14 protein-coding genes are annotated in these 15,468 nt (G+C 71.6%); 3 read left to right on the top strand and 11 right to left on the bottom strand.

The features are described 5' to 3' along the window. Positions 1-4: 4 nt before the first annotated feature. Positions 5-1,237, bottom strand: a complete 1,233-nt coding sequence (locus OG2516_RS06905) for an ABC transporter substrate-binding protein (protein WP_007254918.1) — start codon at positions 1,235-1,237, stop codon at positions 5-7. A 2-nt stretch (positions 1,238-1,239) separates the two neighbouring features. Continuing rightward, complete coding sequence (locus OG2516_RS06900) at positions 1,240-2,415, bottom strand: ABC transporter ATP-binding protein (RefSeq protein WP_040615009.1); 1,176 nt, start codon at positions 2,413-2,415, stop codon at positions 1,240-1,242. A 117-nt stretch (positions 2,416-2,532) separates the two neighbouring features. On the opposite strand from OG2516_RS06900, the gene OG2516_RS20870 reads away from it, so the two are divergent. Beyond that, the gene (locus OG2516_RS20870) at positions 2,533-2,814 is read left to right on the top strand and encodes a LysR family transcriptional regulator (protein ID WP_007254916.1); all 282 of its coding nucleotides are present in this window, start codon (positions 2,533-2,535) and stop codon (positions 2,812-2,814) included. On the opposite strand, the gene OG2516_RS06890 is transcribed toward OG2516_RS20870, so the two are convergent. Genes OG2516_RS06890 through OG2516_RS06875 form a run of 4 tightly spaced genes read right to left on the bottom strand, consistent with a single transcriptional unit; the run spans position 2,811 to position 9,819 of the window. Next, positions 2,811-5,633 (bottom strand): FAD-binding and (Fe-S)-binding domain-containing protein, encoded by a 2,823-nt coding sequence (locus OG2516_RS06890; protein WP_007254915.1) that lies wholly within the window; start codon positions 5,631-5,633, stop codon positions 2,811-2,813. The two genes, OG2516_RS20870 and OG2516_RS06890, sit on opposite strands and share 4 nt — an antisense overlap. Next, positions 5,633-7,027 carry a 2-oxoadipate dioxygenase/decarboxylase HglS gene (hglS, locus tag OG2516_RS06885; RefSeq protein WP_007254914.1) on the bottom strand — a complete coding sequence of 465 codons (1,395 nt, stop codon included), beginning with the start codon at positions 7,025-7,027 and terminating at the stop codon, positions 5,633-5,635. Before hglS ends, OG2516_RS06890 begins: the two co-directional genes overlap by 1 nt. 57 nt (positions 7,028-7,084) lie before the next feature. Continuing rightward, on the bottom strand, positions 7,085-8,608 hold the full coding sequence (amaB, locus tag OG2516_RS06880) for an L-piperidine-6-carboxylate dehydrogenase (RefSeq protein ID WP_007254913.1): 1,524 nt from the start codon (positions 8,606-8,608) through the stop codon (positions 7,085-7,087). After that, complete coding sequence (locus OG2516_RS06875; protein WP_007254912.1) at positions 8,605-9,819, bottom strand: pyridoxal phosphate-dependent aminotransferase; 1,215 nt, start codon at positions 9,817-9,819, stop codon at positions 8,605-8,607. Before OG2516_RS06875 ends, amaB begins: the two co-directional genes overlap by 4 nt. Positions 9,820-9,919: 100 nt before the next feature. Between OG2516_RS06875 and OG2516_RS06870 the strand changes: the two genes are divergently transcribed. Continuing rightward, positions 9,920-10,807: a LysR family transcriptional regulator gene (locus tag OG2516_RS06870; protein ID WP_007254911.1), complete on the top strand. Its 888-nt coding sequence runs from the start codon at positions 9,920-9,922 to the stop codon at positions 10,805-10,807. 3 nt (positions 10,808-10,810) lie between these two features. On the opposite strand, the gene OG2516_RS06865 is transcribed toward OG2516_RS06870, so the two are convergent. The 3 genes from OG2516_RS06865 to OG2516_RS06855 form a co-directional block, all read right to left on the bottom strand. Beyond that, complete coding sequence (locus OG2516_RS06865) at positions 10,811-11,401, bottom strand: N-acyl amino acid synthase FeeM domain-containing protein (RefSeq protein ID WP_007254910.1); 591 nt, start codon at positions 11,399-11,401, stop codon at positions 10,811-10,813. A gap of 3 nt (positions 11,402-11,404) precedes the next feature. Next, complete coding sequence (locus tag OG2516_RS18920) at positions 11,405-11,896, bottom strand: methyltransferase family protein (protein ID WP_007254909.1); 492 nt, start codon at positions 11,894-11,896, stop codon at positions 11,405-11,407. Between the two features lie 217 nt (positions 11,897-12,113). Next, positions 12,114-13,556: a sensor histidine kinase gene (locus OG2516_RS06855; protein ID WP_007254908.1), complete on the bottom strand. Its 1,443-nt coding sequence runs from the start codon at positions 13,554-13,556 to the stop codon at positions 12,114-12,116. A gap of 290 nt (positions 13,557-13,846) precedes the next feature. Here OG2516_RS06855 and OG2516_RS06850 point away from each other — a divergent pair, with 290 nt between their 5' ends. Then, on the top strand, positions 13,847-14,449 hold the full coding sequence (locus OG2516_RS06850) for a LysE/ArgO family amino acid transporter (protein ID WP_007254907.1): 603 nt from the start codon (positions 13,847-13,849) through the stop codon (positions 14,447-14,449). A 36-nt stretch (positions 14,450-14,485) separates the two neighbouring features. On the opposite strand, the gene msrA is transcribed toward OG2516_RS06850, so the two are convergent. Together msrA and msrB are read right to left on the bottom strand one after the other, a co-directional pair. After that, entirely contained in the window at positions 14,486-15,004 is a 519-nt protein-coding gene (gene msrA / locus OG2516_RS06845) for a peptide-methionine (S)-S-oxide reductase MsrA (RefSeq protein ID WP_007254906.1), read from the bottom strand. Continuing rightward, on the bottom strand, positions 15,001-15,447 hold the full coding sequence (msrB, locus tag OG2516_RS06840; RefSeq protein WP_007254905.1) for a peptide-methionine (R)-S-oxide reductase MsrB: 447 nt from the start codon (positions 15,445-15,447) through the stop codon (positions 15,001-15,003). The genes msrA and msrB overlap by 4 nt, the downstream gene beginning before the upstream one ends. Between the last annotated feature and the right edge of the window lie 21 nt (positions 15,448-15,468).

The raw sequence follows: 15,468 nt of genomic DNA, 5'->3' as shown, positions 1-15,468 counted from the left end.
CGGATCAGCGCAGGAAGCGCGCGGACCGGCGGACCGCGTCGTCGAGGTGGGCCTGCGCGTTGCCGCCCTCGATCATCGTCGCCTCGATGGCCGCCGACAGGTTCTCCTGCATCCGGGCCCAGTCCTCATGCTTGAGGAACGCCGGCGAGGTGCCCTCGGAGACCTCCAGCATCTCGAAGAACGGCGCCAGCATCGGGTCGTCCGCCTGCCCGGTCTCGGCCGCCACGCTGGCGCGCACCGGCAGGTCGTTGACCCGCATCGCCACGGCCTCGGGCGAGGAGAAGAACTTCACGAAGTCCCAGGCGAGCTCGGGGTTATCGGTGTCGGCGGAGATCGAGACGGCGGACGAGTTGATCGCGCTCTTGACCGGCTTGCCCTCGAAGGCCGGCAGGCCGACGATGCCGTAGTCGATGCCCGACTCGTCGATGCCGCCCTTGTTCCACATCGCGCCCTCGAACATCGCGAGGTTGCCACCCCGGAACAGGGCCGAGCCCGAGACGTCGTCGCCGATATTGAGCGCCACGGCCTCGCCGGAGGCGATCATGTCGGCGAACATGTTCAGCACCTCGGCGCCCTCGGGGCTGTTCATGTAGCCGTCGATCTCGGTGCCGTCGTCGGAGATGAACTGGGTGCCATTCGACCAGTAGAACTGCTCGAAATCGTAGGGGTCGGGCCGGGCATCGACGGCGAAGCCGTAGACCTGGTTCTCGGGGTCGCTCGCCGCGGCGGCCTTCTCGCGCAGGTCGCTCCAGGTCCAGCCGGCTTCCGGCTCGGCGACGCCGGCCTCTTCCAGCAGGTCGCGGTTGTAGAAGATCACGTGCGTGGTGAAGCCCGCGGGCATGCCGTAGACGTTGCCGTCGATCCGCGAGACATCCAGCAGGGCGGGCGAGATGTCGTCGATGTCCATCTCCGCGCCGTCGCGCTCGATGAAGTCGTTGAGCGGCATCAGCGAAGCGGCGTAGGCCGGGAAGTTCCACATGTACATGACGTCGGGCGCGTTGCCCGCGCCCATCGCGGCCGACAGCTTGGTGTCGTAGCCGTCGCCGTAGGCCTCGATCTGGACGTCGGTTCCGGGATGCGCAGCCTCGAAGGCGGCGGCGATGGATTCGATGATCTCGAGGCTCTCCTCGTCGTCCCACGTGGCGAGGCGGAGCGTGCCCTCCTCCTGCGCCGCCAGCGCCGCCGGCAGCAGCCCGGCCAGCGCGACGGACAGCGCCGTCGATGCGTACTTCGTCATGGTCATACCTCCTCTGTGACCTTCTCGGCCGCCATCGCGGCCGTGCTCGGGGCGCTGTCGAGCAGCGCCGCGATCTCGGGCGAGACGCAGCGCGGCAGGGCGCGTCCGGTCTCGTCGAACAGGTGAACCGCCTCGGGCGCGAAGCCGGCAGTGACGGTCGCGCCGGGGCCGGGCAGGCGGGGCGCGTCGGTGATGGCGGTGAGCCGGGTGCCGTCGGGACGGGCGAGCAGCACGTGGCTCTCGGTGCCCAGCCGCTCGACGAGCGTGACCTTCGCGGCGACCTGCGGCCCGGCCTCAAGGCCGAGCGTCAGCGCATCGGGCCGCACCCCCAGCGTCAGCGGCGCGCCGGGCGCGAGCCGCACCGGCGCCGCGAGCGGCACCGACAGCGCCCCGGGCGCGCCCTCGACCTCGACCTCGACCCGGTCCTGGTGCGCGCGCAGCAGCCGCGCGGGCAGGAAGTTCATCTGCGGCGTGCCGATGAAGCCGGCGACGAAGAGGTTGGCGGGGCGGTGAAACAGCTCCATCGGCGGCCCGAACTGGCTGACCGACCCCTTGTCGAGCACGACGACCCGGCTCGACAGCGTCATCGCCTCGACCTGGTCGTGGGTGACGTAGACCATCGTGGTGCCGAGCCGCGCATGGAGCGCCGCGAGCTCGGCGCGCATGGTCACGCGGAGCGCGGCGTCGAGGTTGGAGAGCGGCTCGTCGAGCAGGAACAGGCTCGGCTCGCGCACGATGGCCCGCCCGATGGCGACCCGCTGGCGCTGGCCGCCCGACAGCGCCTTGGGCTTGCGCCCCAGCAGCGGCTCGATCTGTAGCACCTGCGCCGCGTGGGCGATGCGCCGGTCGACCTCGTCGCGCGGCATCCCGTTGAGCCGCAGCCCGAAGGACATGTTCTTGGCGACGGTCATGTGGGGGTAGAGCGCGTAGGACTGGAACACCATCGAGATGTCGCGCTTGGCGCTGGGCAGGTGGTCGATCTCGCGCCCGCCGAGGCGGATCTCGCCGTCGTCGATCTCCTCGAGTCCCGCGATGCAGCGCAGCAGGGTGGACTTTCCGCACCCGGAGGGGCCGAGGAAGCAGACGAATTCGCCGGCGTGGATGTGAAAGTCGATGTCGCGCAGGACTTCGACGGCGCCGAACGATTTTCGCAGGTTGCGAACCATCAGGTCCATCATGTCCTCCCTTGCGACTCAGCTTGTACGGACAAAGTTAAACGATTAGATTTTTAGTTAAACGTTTTTTTCGCCGTCAGTCATGCGGATTGGGAATATCTGGTGGAGGAGGGATAAACGATGAGCCAGCCGCGCCGCCTGCTGCCGTCGATGCCGCTGCTCGCCGCCTTCGAGGCCGCCGCGCGGCACCGGAGCATCTCGGCCGCCGCGGGAGAATTGGCACTCACGCAGGGGGCGGTATCGCGGCAGGTGAAGGCACTCGAGACGCAGCTCGGCGTGCGCCTGATCGAGCGCCGCCGCCACGGGATCGCGCTGACGCCGCAGGGGCTGGCCTTCGCCGACGACGTGCGCGCCGTGCTCGCGCTGCTGGCCGACGCGACGGGTCGGCTCGGGCAGAATTAGAGCCGGCGCGCCAGTAGTTCGGCGGGATGGCGCGGCCGGGTGCCGCTCATCCGCGCCACCTGGCAGCGGCAAGAGAAGCCGGTCGCCAGCAGGTCGGCCGCGCCCTCGGCGGCGACGATGCCGGCCCAGCTCGTCTCGTAGACGCGGGCGGAGAGGTCGGCGTTGGCGCGCTCGTGGCCGAAGCTGCCGGCCATGCCGCAGCAGCCCGCCTTGCCGGCCCGCGCGGCGATGCCGAGGTGAGACATCACCTCCACCCACCGCACCGCGCTCTCCGGGTCGGCGGCGCTCTCGCTGCAATGGGGGAGCAGCAGGGGCGCGTCGTCGGAGGCGGCGGGGCGCCGGGCGATGCGGCCGGCGGCGATCTCGGCGGCGAGGAAGCGCTCCAGGCTCAGCACCTCGGGCACCACGCCGAGCTGCGCGTACTCCGCCCGCCAGAGCGCGGCGACGGCGGGTTCGACCACCAGCAGCGGCGCGCCCGTCGCGGCGAGCCGGCGGGCCTCCTCGATGCGGCGGCGCGCGGTGCGCTCGAAGGCGCGGCGCATCCCGAGCAGGTGCAGCGCCTTGCCGTTCGCCCGCGGCGCGATCCGCCGGACCCGGTAGCCGAGCCGCGCCAGCACCGTCTCGACGGCCGCGAGCACCGCGCCGTCGTAGGTGGCGAGGAAGGTGTCGGCGAGCAGGACAACCTCGCGGCCCACGCCCGTCGCGGCAGGCCGGCGCACCGGCGCGGGCTCGGGCAGGTCCACCAGCCCCGCCGCCCGGGTCAGCGGCGCGGCGAGGCGCAGCGCCGCGGCGCTCAGACGGGGCAGGGCGCGCAGCAGCGGCGAGACCGGCTCCATCGCGGCGAGCAGGTAGTGGTGGGCCGGCCGCAGCCGCCCGGCATGGCGCGCGGCGCGGTAGCGGCTCTTCATCTCGGGGATGTCGACCTTGACCGGGCACTGGCTGGCGCAGGCGCGGCACGACAGGCAGGCGTCGAGGCTCTCATCCAGCGCCCGGGCCAGATCCGGCGTCGGCTCCCGTGCCCAGGCCCGGAGCAGCGCCGCCCGTCCCTTGGGCGACAGCAGCCGATCGCCGGTGGCGCGGTAGGAGGGACACATCACGTCGTCTGGCGCGCGGCCGAAGCATTGTCCGTTGCCGTTGCAGCGCCGCGCGTCGCGCCAATCGGCGGACAGGGGCGCGTCGAGTTCGCCGCGCAGGGGCGGGGTGTCGAGGGCGATCACCGGCTCGGCGGGGTCGCGCCCGGCGATCTTGCCCGGGTTGAGCAGCCCGGCGGGATCAAACGCCCGCTTCACCTCGCAGAGCGCGCCCCACAGCTCCGGCCCGAACACCTCCGGCCCGTACTCGCCACGCAGGCCCCGCCCGTGCTCGCCCCAGAATACCCCGCCCTCGCGCCGCACCAGCGCCGCCACCGCGTCGGAGACCGGCCGCAGCCTGGCGCGATCCTCGGGGCGGCGCAGGTCGAGGGCGGGGCGGACGTGCAGGCAGCCGACGTCGGCATGGCCGAACATGCCGTAGCCCAGCCCGTGCGCGTCGAGGATCTCGCGAAAGCCCGCCACGAAGCCGGGCAGCCGCGCGGGCGGCACGGCGCAATCCTCGACGAACGCCGTCCCCTGCCGCTCCGGGTCCATCCGGCCGAGCAGCCCGACGCAGCGTGCGCGCAGGGCCCAGAGCCGCTCGATCTGCGCCGGCTCCGTGACGAGCCGCGCGGCGACGAGCGCGGGCGGCGCGCCGGCGAGGCGCTCGAGGCGATCCACCGCGCGGGCGAGCCCGGCGGCGCTGTCGGCCTGCACCTCGACGAAGTTCAGCCCCCGCACCGTGCCCTCGGCCTCTGGCAGGGCCCGGCGCAGGGCGGCGAAGGCCGGATCCTCGGCGGCCAGGGCCAGGATGCGGTCGTCGAGGAACTCGATGGCGAACGGCTCCGCCGCGAGCAGCCGCCCGGCATCGGCCAGCGCGGCGAGCGCGTCGCCGTAGGCGGCGACCAGCAGCGCGCGGTGGGCGGGGCGGGGGACGAGGCGCAGCGTGATGCGGCGCGTCAGGGCCAGGGTGCCTTCCGAGCCGGCGAGCAGCTTGACGAGGTTCAGCCCCCCGTCCGCCGGGCCGAGGTCGCGCAGGTTGTAGCCGGTCAGGCCGCGGTTCATGTCGGGGAAGACGCGGGCGATCTCGTCGGCATGCCGCGCGTGCAGGTCGCGCAACGTCCGGTGCAGCGCGCCGGGCAGGTCGTCGCGGTCGCAGACCGCGTCGAGCTCGGCGGGCCCGAGCGGCACGGCGGTCCAGTCGCTGCCGTCGGAGAGCACCACGTCGAGCGCGCGCATGTGGTCGGAGGTGCGGCCGTGGATGCGCGAGCCCTTGCCCGAAGCGTCGGTGGCGACCATTCCGCCCAGCGTCGCGCGCGAGGCGGTCGAGACGCTGGGGCCGACCATCAGCCCGTGCGGTGCGGCGGCCCGGTTGAGGTCGTCGAGCACGACGCCCGGCTCGACGACGGCGGTGCGCGCGGCGGGGTCGATGTCGAGGATGCGGGTCAGGTGGCGCGAGCAGTCGACGGTGACGCCGGTGCCGAGCGACTGCCCGTTCGTCCCGGTGCCGCCGCCGCGGGCGAGCAGGGGCATCCCGCTCGCCCGCGCCGCGCGCATCAGCCGGTTGAGGTCGGCGCCATCGCGGGGGAAGGCGACGGCGGCGGGGGTGATCTCGTAGATCGAGTTGTCGGTGGCGTTGACAATGCGGGTGGCGATGTCGTCGGCCAGCTCGACCTCGCCCTCCGCCGCCAGCGCGGCGCGGAACCGGGCGAGCCGGTCGCCCGCGAGGGGCGCGCCGCCGCCGTCCATCAGGCGACCCGGCGAGGGGCTTGCGACAGGTCGGGGCGGCCGAGCGCGAGGAGCGCGGCTTCGAGGCTGTCGCGCTCGGCGCGCTCGTAGAGCGCCATCTCGTCGGGCACCTCCGCGCCGAGCGCCTCCTCGAAGGCGGCCCGGCTGGCGGCGGCGCTGTAGGCGGCGGCCGACTCGGTGCCGAGGTTGGACTGGAAGATCCCGGCGGCGGAGACCGGCAGGAAGTCCTCGTAGACCTGCGGATCGGCCACCAGCGCGCCGCTGGCGATCAGCGCCTCGACGCTGTCGGCGACGGCGGGCGCGGCCTCGGGGACGGCGCGGTAGCGGACGAAGGCGAGGCCCTCGCGGCGCAGGCAGTCGGCGTCGTCGGGGATGGCGGCGAAGCGGGCCTCGAGGGTGTCGACGTAGGCCTGCGCGCCGGTGCCGTCCGGGGCGATGGGGGCGGCGGCGCGGGTCCCGGCGAGCAGCCGGTCGTAGAGCGCGCGCCCCTTCGGGGTCAGCGCCACGCCGCGTTGCTCGATCTCGCCGAAGCGGGCGGTGTGGGTGCCGGCCTGGCTCGCGCCGCGAAAGCGCACCTCTTCCTCGAGCGCCTTGAACGAGGTCTGGCGCAGCAACAGCGGCACCCGGCGGCGGGGCGGGCCCTCGATGACGGCCTTGGGCGCGATGCCGCGCCCGGGCATCCGCCGCTGAACCGCGTCGATGTCGAGCGTGCGCGGCGTCAGGTGGTTGATGTGCGGCCCCGGGAAGCTCACCACGTCGGCGATCAGCCGGTGCGCGTCGTGGAGCCGGGCGTAGGTCTCGGCGTCGACGAGCGCCTCGCCGCGCCAGCGGAAGGTCTCGAGCACCTCCGCCACGAAGGCGCGCGCCTCGCTGGCGCTCAGGCCGCCCTGCGCCTCGGCCCGCGTGGTCAGCTCGAGGGCCGGTTCGGTGAGGATGCGGCGCGACGACAGGATCTCGGCGGCGCGCTCGGCGAGGGCGCGGTCCTCGACCAGCTCGAGGCGCAGCAGCGAGGTGAAGACGCGGAACGGGTTCGTCGCGAGCGCCGCGCCGTCGGTGGGGCGGAAGGCGGTGGAGTGGACGGGGATGCCGGCGACGGAGAGGTCGTAATAGCCGACCGGCTCCATCCCCATCACCGCGAAGACCCGGCGGATCTGCGCGAGCTCCTGCGCTGTGCCGAGGCGGATCGCGCCGTGGCGCTCCTCGTCGAGCCGCTCGAGCTCGCCCGCGGCGGCGAGGCGGGCGTGGAGATCGGGGTCGGCGGCGAGGGTCTCGGCGTTGACCTCCGCGACGAGGTCGATCAGCGCGCCGTATTGCGGCACCTCGCGTCGGTACATGTCCGACATGGCGCGGGAGAACAGGGTGCGGATGGCGTCGGGGGAGATCAGGTCGGGCATCGGGCGCTCCAGGGGGAGAGGGGGCGGCGCGGGAGGGCCGCGCCGCCGGGGTCGGGATCAGACGTCGAAGCGGACGCCCTGCGCGAGCGGCAGCGCGTCGGAGTAGTTCACCGTGCTGGTCTGGCGGCGCATGTAGGCCTTCCAGGCGTCCGAGCCGCTCTCGCGCCCGCCGCCGGTCTCCTTCTCGCCGCCGAACGCGCCGCCGATCTCGGCACCCGAGGGCCCGATGTTGACGTTGGCGATGCCGCAATCCGAGCCGGTGGCCGACAGGAACGTCTCCGCCTCGCGCAGGTCGCGGGTGAAGATGCACGACGACAGGCCCTGCGGCACGGCGTTCTGCATCTCGATGGCGGCGGAGAGGTCGTCGTAGCCCATCACGTAGAGGATCGGCGCGAAGGTCTCGCGCTTCACCGTCTCGGTCTGGCCCGGCATCTCGACGAGCGCGGGCGCAGCGTAGGCGCCGCCCGGCACGCCCTCGCGGACCGGGGCGCCGCCGTGGACGGTGCCGCCCTCGGCGCGGGCCGCCTCGAGCGCGTCCTGCATGCCCTCGAGCGCAGCCTCGTCGACCAGCGGGCCGACGAGGGTGCCCGAGGCGCGCGGGTCGCCGACGGGCAGGCTGGCATAGGCGGCGCGCAGGCGGGTGACGAGCTCCTCGCGGATCGAGCTGTGCACGATCAGGCGGCGCAGGGAGGTGCAGCGCTGGCCGGCGGTGCCGACGGCGGAGAAGACGATCGCGCGCACCGCCATGTCGAGGTCGGCCGAGGGCGCGACGATCATCGCGTTGTTGCCGCCGAGCTCGAGGATCGGGCGGCCCCAGCGTGCGAGCACCTGCGGGCCGACCTTGCCGCCCATGCGGGTCGAGCCGGTGGCCGACAGGATCGGCACGTCGCGCGACTCCGCCAGCGCCGCGCCCAGGTCGGCGCCGCCGATGACGAGCTGGGCCAGCCCCTCGGGCGCGTCGCCGAAACGGGCGAGGGCGCGCTCGAGGATCTTCATCGTCGCGAGCGCCGTCAGCGGGGTCTTCTCGCTGGGCTTCCAGATCACCGGGTTGCCGCAGACCAGCGCCAGGGCGGCGTTCCACGACCAGACGGCGACGGGGAAGTTGAAGGCGGTGATGACGCCGCACGGGCCCATCGGGTGCCACGTCTCGCTCATCCGGTGGCCCGGACGCTCGGACGCGATGGTCAGTCCGTAGAGCTGGCGCGACAGGCCGACGGCGAAGTCGCAGATGTCGATCATCTCCTGCACCTCGCCGAGGCCCTCGGAGGTGATCTTGCCGGCCTCGAGCGTCACCACGGCGCCGAGTTCGTCCTTCGCGGCCCGCAGCTCCTCGCCGAGCAGCCGCACCAGCTCGCCCCGGCGCGGGGCGGGCACCTGCCGCCAGGCGCGGAAGGCGTCCTGCGCGCGGGCGATGACGGCGGGCATGTCGGCGGCGGGCGTCTCGGCGAGCCGGGCCACCTCGGCGCCGTCGATGGGCGAGCGCACGGCGAGGCTGCCGCCGCCGAGCTCGGCGGGCGCGAGGCCGGCGCGGGTCAGCACGTCGGCGTGGCTGTCGAGGGTGGTGGGGGTCTGCTGGTTCATGTGGTCACCTGTTCCTTGGAGGCTTGAAAGGGGCGCGCGGCGAGGCGCGCGGCGGCTGTGGCGAGGCGGTCGAGGGCGTCGTCGATCTCGCGCTCGGCGTAGGCGAAGGAGAGCCGGACGTGGCCCGGCATCCCGAAGGCGCGGCCCGGCACGAGCGCCAGCCCGACCTCGTCGAGCAGCCAGCGGCAGAGCGCGGCGTCGTCGGCGAAGCCGCCGCCGAGGATCAGGCCGGTCACGTCGGGGAAGGCGTAGAACGCGCCGTCGGGCGGGACGCAGCTGATCCCGGGGATCGCGGCGAGCGCGGCGCAGACACGGTCGCGCCGGGCGCGGAAGGCGGCGCGGCGGTCCGCGAGCAGCTCCTGCGGGCCGGTCAGCGCGGCGAGCGCCGCGGCCTGCGAGATCGAGCACGCGCCCGACGTCACCTGCCCCTGCACCGCCGCCATCGCGCCGATCAGCGCGCGCGGCCCGATGCCCCAGCCGAGGCGCCAGCCGGTCATCGCAAAGGCCTTTGAGACGCCGTCCACCACCAGCGTCCGCTCCGCGAGGCCCGGCGCGGCGTCGCGCAGGGAGGGGGCGGGGACGTAGGCGAGGTGGCTGTAGATCTCGTCCGACAGCACCCAGACCTGCGGGTGATCCGCGAGCACCGCCGCCAGCGCGGCCAGCTCGCCCGGGCCGTAGACGGCGCCGGTCGGGTTGGAGGGGCTGTTCAGCATCAGCCAGCGGGTGCGCGGCGTGATCGCGGCGGCGAGCGCCTCGGGGCGCAGCTTGAAGCCGTCGGCGGCGGGGCAGGGCAGCCGCACCGGCCGGCCGCCGGCGAGGGCGACGATGTCGCCGTAGCTCGTCCAGAAGGGCGCCGGGATCAGCACCTCGTCGCCGGGATCGAGCGTGGCGAGCATGGCGTTGGCGAGCACCTGCTTGGCCCCGGTCGAGACCAGCACCTCGGCCGCCTCGGCCCCCGCCTGCCGCGCGATGGCGGCGCGCAGCTCGGGGGTGCCGGCGGTCGGCGGGTAGCGCGTCTGGCCGGCCTCGGCGGCGGCGTGCGCGGCGGCGACGACGTGGGGCGGGGTCGGGAAGTCGGGCTCGCCGGTGGTCAGCGCGACGACGTCCTGCCCCGCCCGGCGCAGCTCCGCCGCGCGCTCGGAGAGCTGGACGATCTCGGAGATCTCGATCCCGGCGAGGCGCTCGGCGCGGCGGAACGGGGCAGGGGACATGGGCGGCGATTCCGGTGCAATGTGCTTCGGGCGCCGGATTACCCTTCCATCGGGCAGAAGAATAACGAATATATCACCGGAGCTTTGGAGAAAAACTCAAATGATCGCCTCCCGCCGTTTCCTGCCCACGCTGCCCTCCCTGCTCGCGCTCGAAGCGCTGGAGCGGCTCGGCTCGGTGACGCTCGCCGCGGGCGAGCTGGCGCTGACGCCCTCGGCGGTGAGCCGCCAGCTCAAGGTGCTGGAGGGCCAGCTCGGGGTGACGCTGATGCACCGCAAGGGGCAGGGGCTGCAGCTCACGCCCGCCGCGCAGGATTACGCCCGCTCGGTGCGCGAGACGCTGCAGGAGCTGGCGCGCGCCTCGCTGCGGCTGACGTCGAACCCGGACGGCGTGAGCCTGAACCTCGCGGTGCTGCCGGCCTTCGGCGCGCACTGGCTGGGGCCGCGGCTCGGCCGGTTCCGGGCGGAGAACCCCGACATCCGGCTCAATTTCGGCACCCGCGCCGTGCCGTTCGACCTGCGCCGCGAGCGCTTCGACGCGGCGATGCACTTCGGCCATCGCGACTGGCACGGCGTCGACTACTTCGACCTCGCCGGCGAATCGGTGATCCCCGTCGCCGCACCGGGCCTGCTCGGCGCGGAGCCCGTCACCCCCGCACGCCTGCTCGAGCTGCCGCTGCTGCACCTGGAGAGCCGGCCGGGGGCGTGGGAGGACTGGCTCGAAGCGCAGGGAGTCGCGGTGACGGGCCTGCACGGGATGCTGTTCGACCAGTTCAAGACCCTCGCCGAGGCCGCTGCCTTCGGCATGGGCGTCGCGCTGCTGCCGACCTTCCTCGCCGACGAGGAGGTGGCGCGGGGCCGGCTGGTGCGGGTCCACGAGACGCCGTCCCGGAGCGCCGGGCGCTACTGGCTGGTGTGGCTGTCCGACCGCCCGATGCGGGAGCCGCTGCGCCGCCTGCTCGACTGGCTCGCCGCCGAGCGCGAGCCGTAGGGCTCAGCCGGCGATGGCGAGGGGCTGGAAGTCGTCGGGCGCGCCGATGCCGGAGCGGCGGGGGTCGACGCCCATGAGCGCGAGCTGCTTGGTCAGGTTGCCGTAGGCGCGCGGCTCGGACATCTGGGTGAAGCCGTAGAGCCGGCGGTAGAGTTCGAGGCGCGATTCGACGACCGCCGCGACGCAGTAATCGACGGCGTTCATGTTGGCGAAGCGGGTGTAGATGCGCAGCGTCTGCCGCGCCACCGCCAGCCGCAGCGCGCCGAGATCGGGCTCAACGGCGAAGCGCGCGCCGTCGATCATGGTCATCCCCGACAGCATCTTGGGCATCAGGACATCGGAAAAGGCCGCCATCGTCGCCGAGCTGTGGTGCTGGGCGTCGAGGATGTGCAGCCGGATCGACCCGACGATGCGCCCGGCCGACTTCATCATGAAATTGTGCGCCGAATCGACGAAATCGTACTCGTCGAGAAACGTCTTCTCGGGCCGGCTCTCGATCAGGTTGTCGGCGCGGTAGCACTTGTAGCGGAACGCGCCGATCTCCTCGAGTTCGGCATCCGTCCGCGCACGGGCGTAGTGGAATTGCTTCTCCACCCGTCAGCCCCGCGAGACGAGCTTGGGCAGGAAGAATCCGGCCTTCTCGCGGTAGGTGACGTAATCCTGCCCGAAGGCGCCGACCTTCAGCGCCTTCTCCTCGCGCCAGGCGGAATAGGTGTAGATGAACAGCAGCGACGCGGCGACGGCGATGGAGGCCATGTGCAGGGTGCCCAGCGCGCCGCCGAGCCAGAACATGGTGTAGGAGACGTAGAACGGATGGCGCACGTAGCGCCACGGGCCGGTCGTGATGATCCCGTCGATCTTCTGCTCCTCGTCGAACGCCAGCGACAGCCGCTTCTCCCGGCTGTGCCGGATCGCCCAGATGAACAGCGCGAACGCCACGACGGTCAGCACCAGCGAGACCAGCGTGTAGGCCAGCTGCTCGAAGAACGCGTGATAGAGAAAGGTGAAGAGGCCGCCGAGCGACAGGATCGAGATGACGTACATGCCGATCGGGTATTTCGCCGACGCGAAGTGCTGGCTCGTGGCCATGGAAATCATCAGGAAATACGCGAGCGCGATAATTCCGATAAGGAAATCTGGAGAAAGCGACACCTGCAATGGTCCCTACATGCTCGCGGCCTCGAACCACGGGTTGACTTTTTTGTTGGGACTGCCGGGTGATACAGTCCGCTATTCATGTAGGAATATGGGCAGAAATGTGACCGGGCAAGTCTTTCGACATACCCCGGGGTCATTTGACGCGGCGTTAGGCCCGAACTGTTGCCGGTAAGGCCTCTTCTGATGCAGCATCATCACACAGCGAGGTCTCTTCGTCGTCGGACGCCTGGTCCAGAACGACCGCGCAGGGGAGCTCGATGACGAATGTCGTGCCTTTCCCGACCTCGCTTTCGTAATCGATCGTGCCGCCAATCGCCTCGATGATCTCGCGCGAAATGTTCATTCCCAGCCCGGTGCCGCCGAACTTGCGCTGGTCGGACGCGTCGATCTGGGTGAAGCGGCCGAACACGGCCTCCTTCTGGCCCGGCGGAATCCCGACGCCCCGATCGCGCACGTAGACGCGGACGCGGCCGTTCTCGACGTCGAGCCAGATGTCGACGTCGCCGTTCTCCGGGGAGAACTTGGCGGCATTGGAGATGATGTTGCCGAGCACCTGCATCAGGCGCGACGGGTCGGTGTGCACGTAGACCGGGTTCGCGCAATCGACCTTCACGTTGAGGCGCACGTCGTAGCGCTTGGCGAGCCCCTCGTGCGAGGTGAGCGCGTCGGCGATGAAGGTGCGGATGTCGATCGTCTTCTTCTCGAACGTCATCCGGCCTTCCTCGAGCTTCTGCAGGTCGAGCAGGTCGTCGACGAGGTCGGCGAGGCGGCGGCTGTTGCGGTCGATCATCTGCAGCAGCGACTTGGCCTGGGGCGGGAAATCGCCGAAGCGGCCCGAGTTGATGAGGTCGAGCGAGCCCTTGATCGAGGTCAGCGGCGTGCGCAACTCGTGGCTGACGATGGCGACGAACTGGGTGCGCAGCACCAGCGCCGCCTTGGCGCGCTCGTGCTCGCGCTCGAGGTTCTCGAGCTGCTTGAGGTCGTGCCGGTACATCCGCAGGAAGCCGAGCGAACAGTCGATCAGGAAGTACATCACGAAGATGACCGTGAAGAACTGCAGCCACATGTCCGACGACAGCGGCGGGCGGTAGACGTAGAGGTCCCGCACCGTGATGACGAGGAACGAGCCGCCGTAGAGCGTCAGCCGGATCGCCAGCGCGCTCGCGATCTGGTGGTTGTTGATCGACGCGTAGAGGGCGGCGGCGAACAGGCAGAACAGGGCGGTGAACATGCCCGCGCCGTCCCCGGTGATCCCGACCCACACGGCGTAGATGCCGATCGCCAGGCCGCTGGCCACCGTGTTGGCGATGTAGAACGGGTACAGGCGCCGCGTCGTCGCGTAGTCGCCGTCGGCGATCTTCGCCACCCGCCGCGACAGCCGCAGATCGACGAACTCGCAGAACATGCAGACGGCGAAGAACAGCGCGGCCTTCCACGGCGAGAAGAAACTCCCCGTCAGCACCGCGACGGCGGCGAAGATGCCCTGCCGCTGCCAGGTCAGCGTCTGAACCGCGCGCGCGTAGTCCCGCAAGTTCTTCAGCAGGCGGTGGTTCTCGTCGACCGGGCGGTCCTGGATGTTCTCGTCGACCATCGCGCTACCCACGCCCGCCGTGGAACAAGCGGCGGCCGGGCGGCTTCGCGGGCCACGCCGTCCGGCGGGCAGATATGCCAGCATTCACCTGCTGCAAAGCGACGCCTCTCCGCTCGATTTCCGGTCGCGCACTGCGGGCGCAGGACGACTCGTGGGATGGTCTTGCCCGAATTGATGCCCTGTGACTTTGTCGAAACTATGATGAAAAGTCGCGCTTTCCGGTGCCTGCGGCTTCACCTCCCCGCCCGAGTCTGATCCTGTGCGCGCGCGCCAGGGAGCCCGCACCTTCGATGACGATCTTCTTCACCGGCCTCGCCATGAGCCTCAGCCTGATCGTCGCCATCGGCGCGCAGAACGCCTTCGTGCTGCGCCAGGGGCTGCGCGGAGAGCACGTGTTCGCCGTCTGCCTGGCCTGCGCGGTGTCGGACGCGCTGCTGATCACGCTCGGCGTCACCAGCTTCCAGACCATCGCCGACTGGCTGCCGTGGCTCGAGCCGGTGATGCGCTACGGGGGCGGGGCGTTCCTGATCTGGTACGGGGCGAGGAGCATGCTGTCGGCGCTGCGCTCGAACGCGGCGCTCAGCGCCGACACCGGGCGGGCGCGCGCCGGGCTCGGCCGCACGCTCGCCGCTTGCCTGGCGCTGACGTTGCTCAACCCGCACGTCTACCTCGACACGGTGGTCCTGCTCGGCACCATCTCGACGCAGTACGCCGACGACCTCGGCGCCTTCGCCACGGGCGCGATCTCGGGCTCGTTCCTGTTCTTCTTCGCCCTCGGCTACGGCGCGGCGTGGCTGCGGCCGCTGTTCGAGCGGCCGGCGGCGTGGCGCACGCTGGAGGCGCTGATCGCGCTGGTGATGTGGGCGATCGCCTACAAGCTGCTCAGCGGGTGAGACGGCGGGCGGCGCCGGGCCGCCCGCCGGATCGGCTCACTCCGCCGCGTCGCGACGGGGCAGCACCCAGTCGGGGCGGGGGAAGTGGCAGGTGTAGCCGTTGGGAATGCGCTCGAGGTAGTCCTGGTGCTCGAGCTCGGCCTCCCAGAAATCGCCCACCGGCTCGACCTCGGTGACCACCTTGCCCGGCCACAGGCCCGACGCCTCGACATCGGCGATGGTGTCGCGCGCGATGCGCTCCTGGTCCTCGTCGACATAGTAGATCGCGGAGCGGTAGCTCATGCCCCGGTCGTTGCCCTGCCGGTTCTTCGTGGTCGGATCGTGGATCTGGAAGAAGAACTCCAGCAGCCGGCGATAGCTGATCCGGTCGGGGTCGTAGAGGATCTCGATCGCCTCGGCGTGGGTGCCGTGGTTGCGGTAGGTGGCGTTGGGCACGTCGCCGCCGCTGTAGCCGACGCGGGTCTTCTCCACGCCGGGCAACTTGCGGATCAGGTCCTGCATGCCCCAGAAGCAGCCGCCGGCGAGCACGGCGCGGCTCAGATTTTCGGCATTCATCGGATGTCCTCCACTTGATCGAGATAGGCCCCGTAGCCTTCCACCTCCATGTCGTCGCGGTGGACGAAGCGCAAGCTGGCGGAATTGATGCAGTAGCGCAGGCCGCCCCGGTCGGGCGGGCCGTCGGGAAAGACGTGGCCGAGGTGGCTGTCGCCGTGGGTCGAGCGGACCTCGGTGCGCACCATGCCGTGGCTTGTGTCGCGCAGCTCGGCGACGTGGGCGGGCTCGATGGGCTTGGTGAAGCTCGGCCAGCCGCAGCCCGACTCGTACTTGTCGGACGACGCGAACAGCGGCTCGCCCGAGACGACGTCGACGTAGATGCCGGGCTCCTTGTTGTCGAGGTACTTGCCGGTGCCGGGCCGTTCGGTGCCGTTCTGCTGGGTGACGCGGAACTGCTCCGGGTCGAGGCGGGCGAGGGCGTCCTCTGTCTTCTCGTATGGCATGTGAGGGATGACCTCCGTTCT

The organism is Oceanicola granulosus HTCC2516 (assembly GCF_000153305.1).
Lineage (GTDB): Bacteria > Pseudomonadota > Alphaproteobacteria > Rhodobacterales > Rhodobacteraceae > Oceanicola > Oceanicola granulosus.
This window is presented reverse-complemented; position numbering and strand designations above follow the sequence as displayed.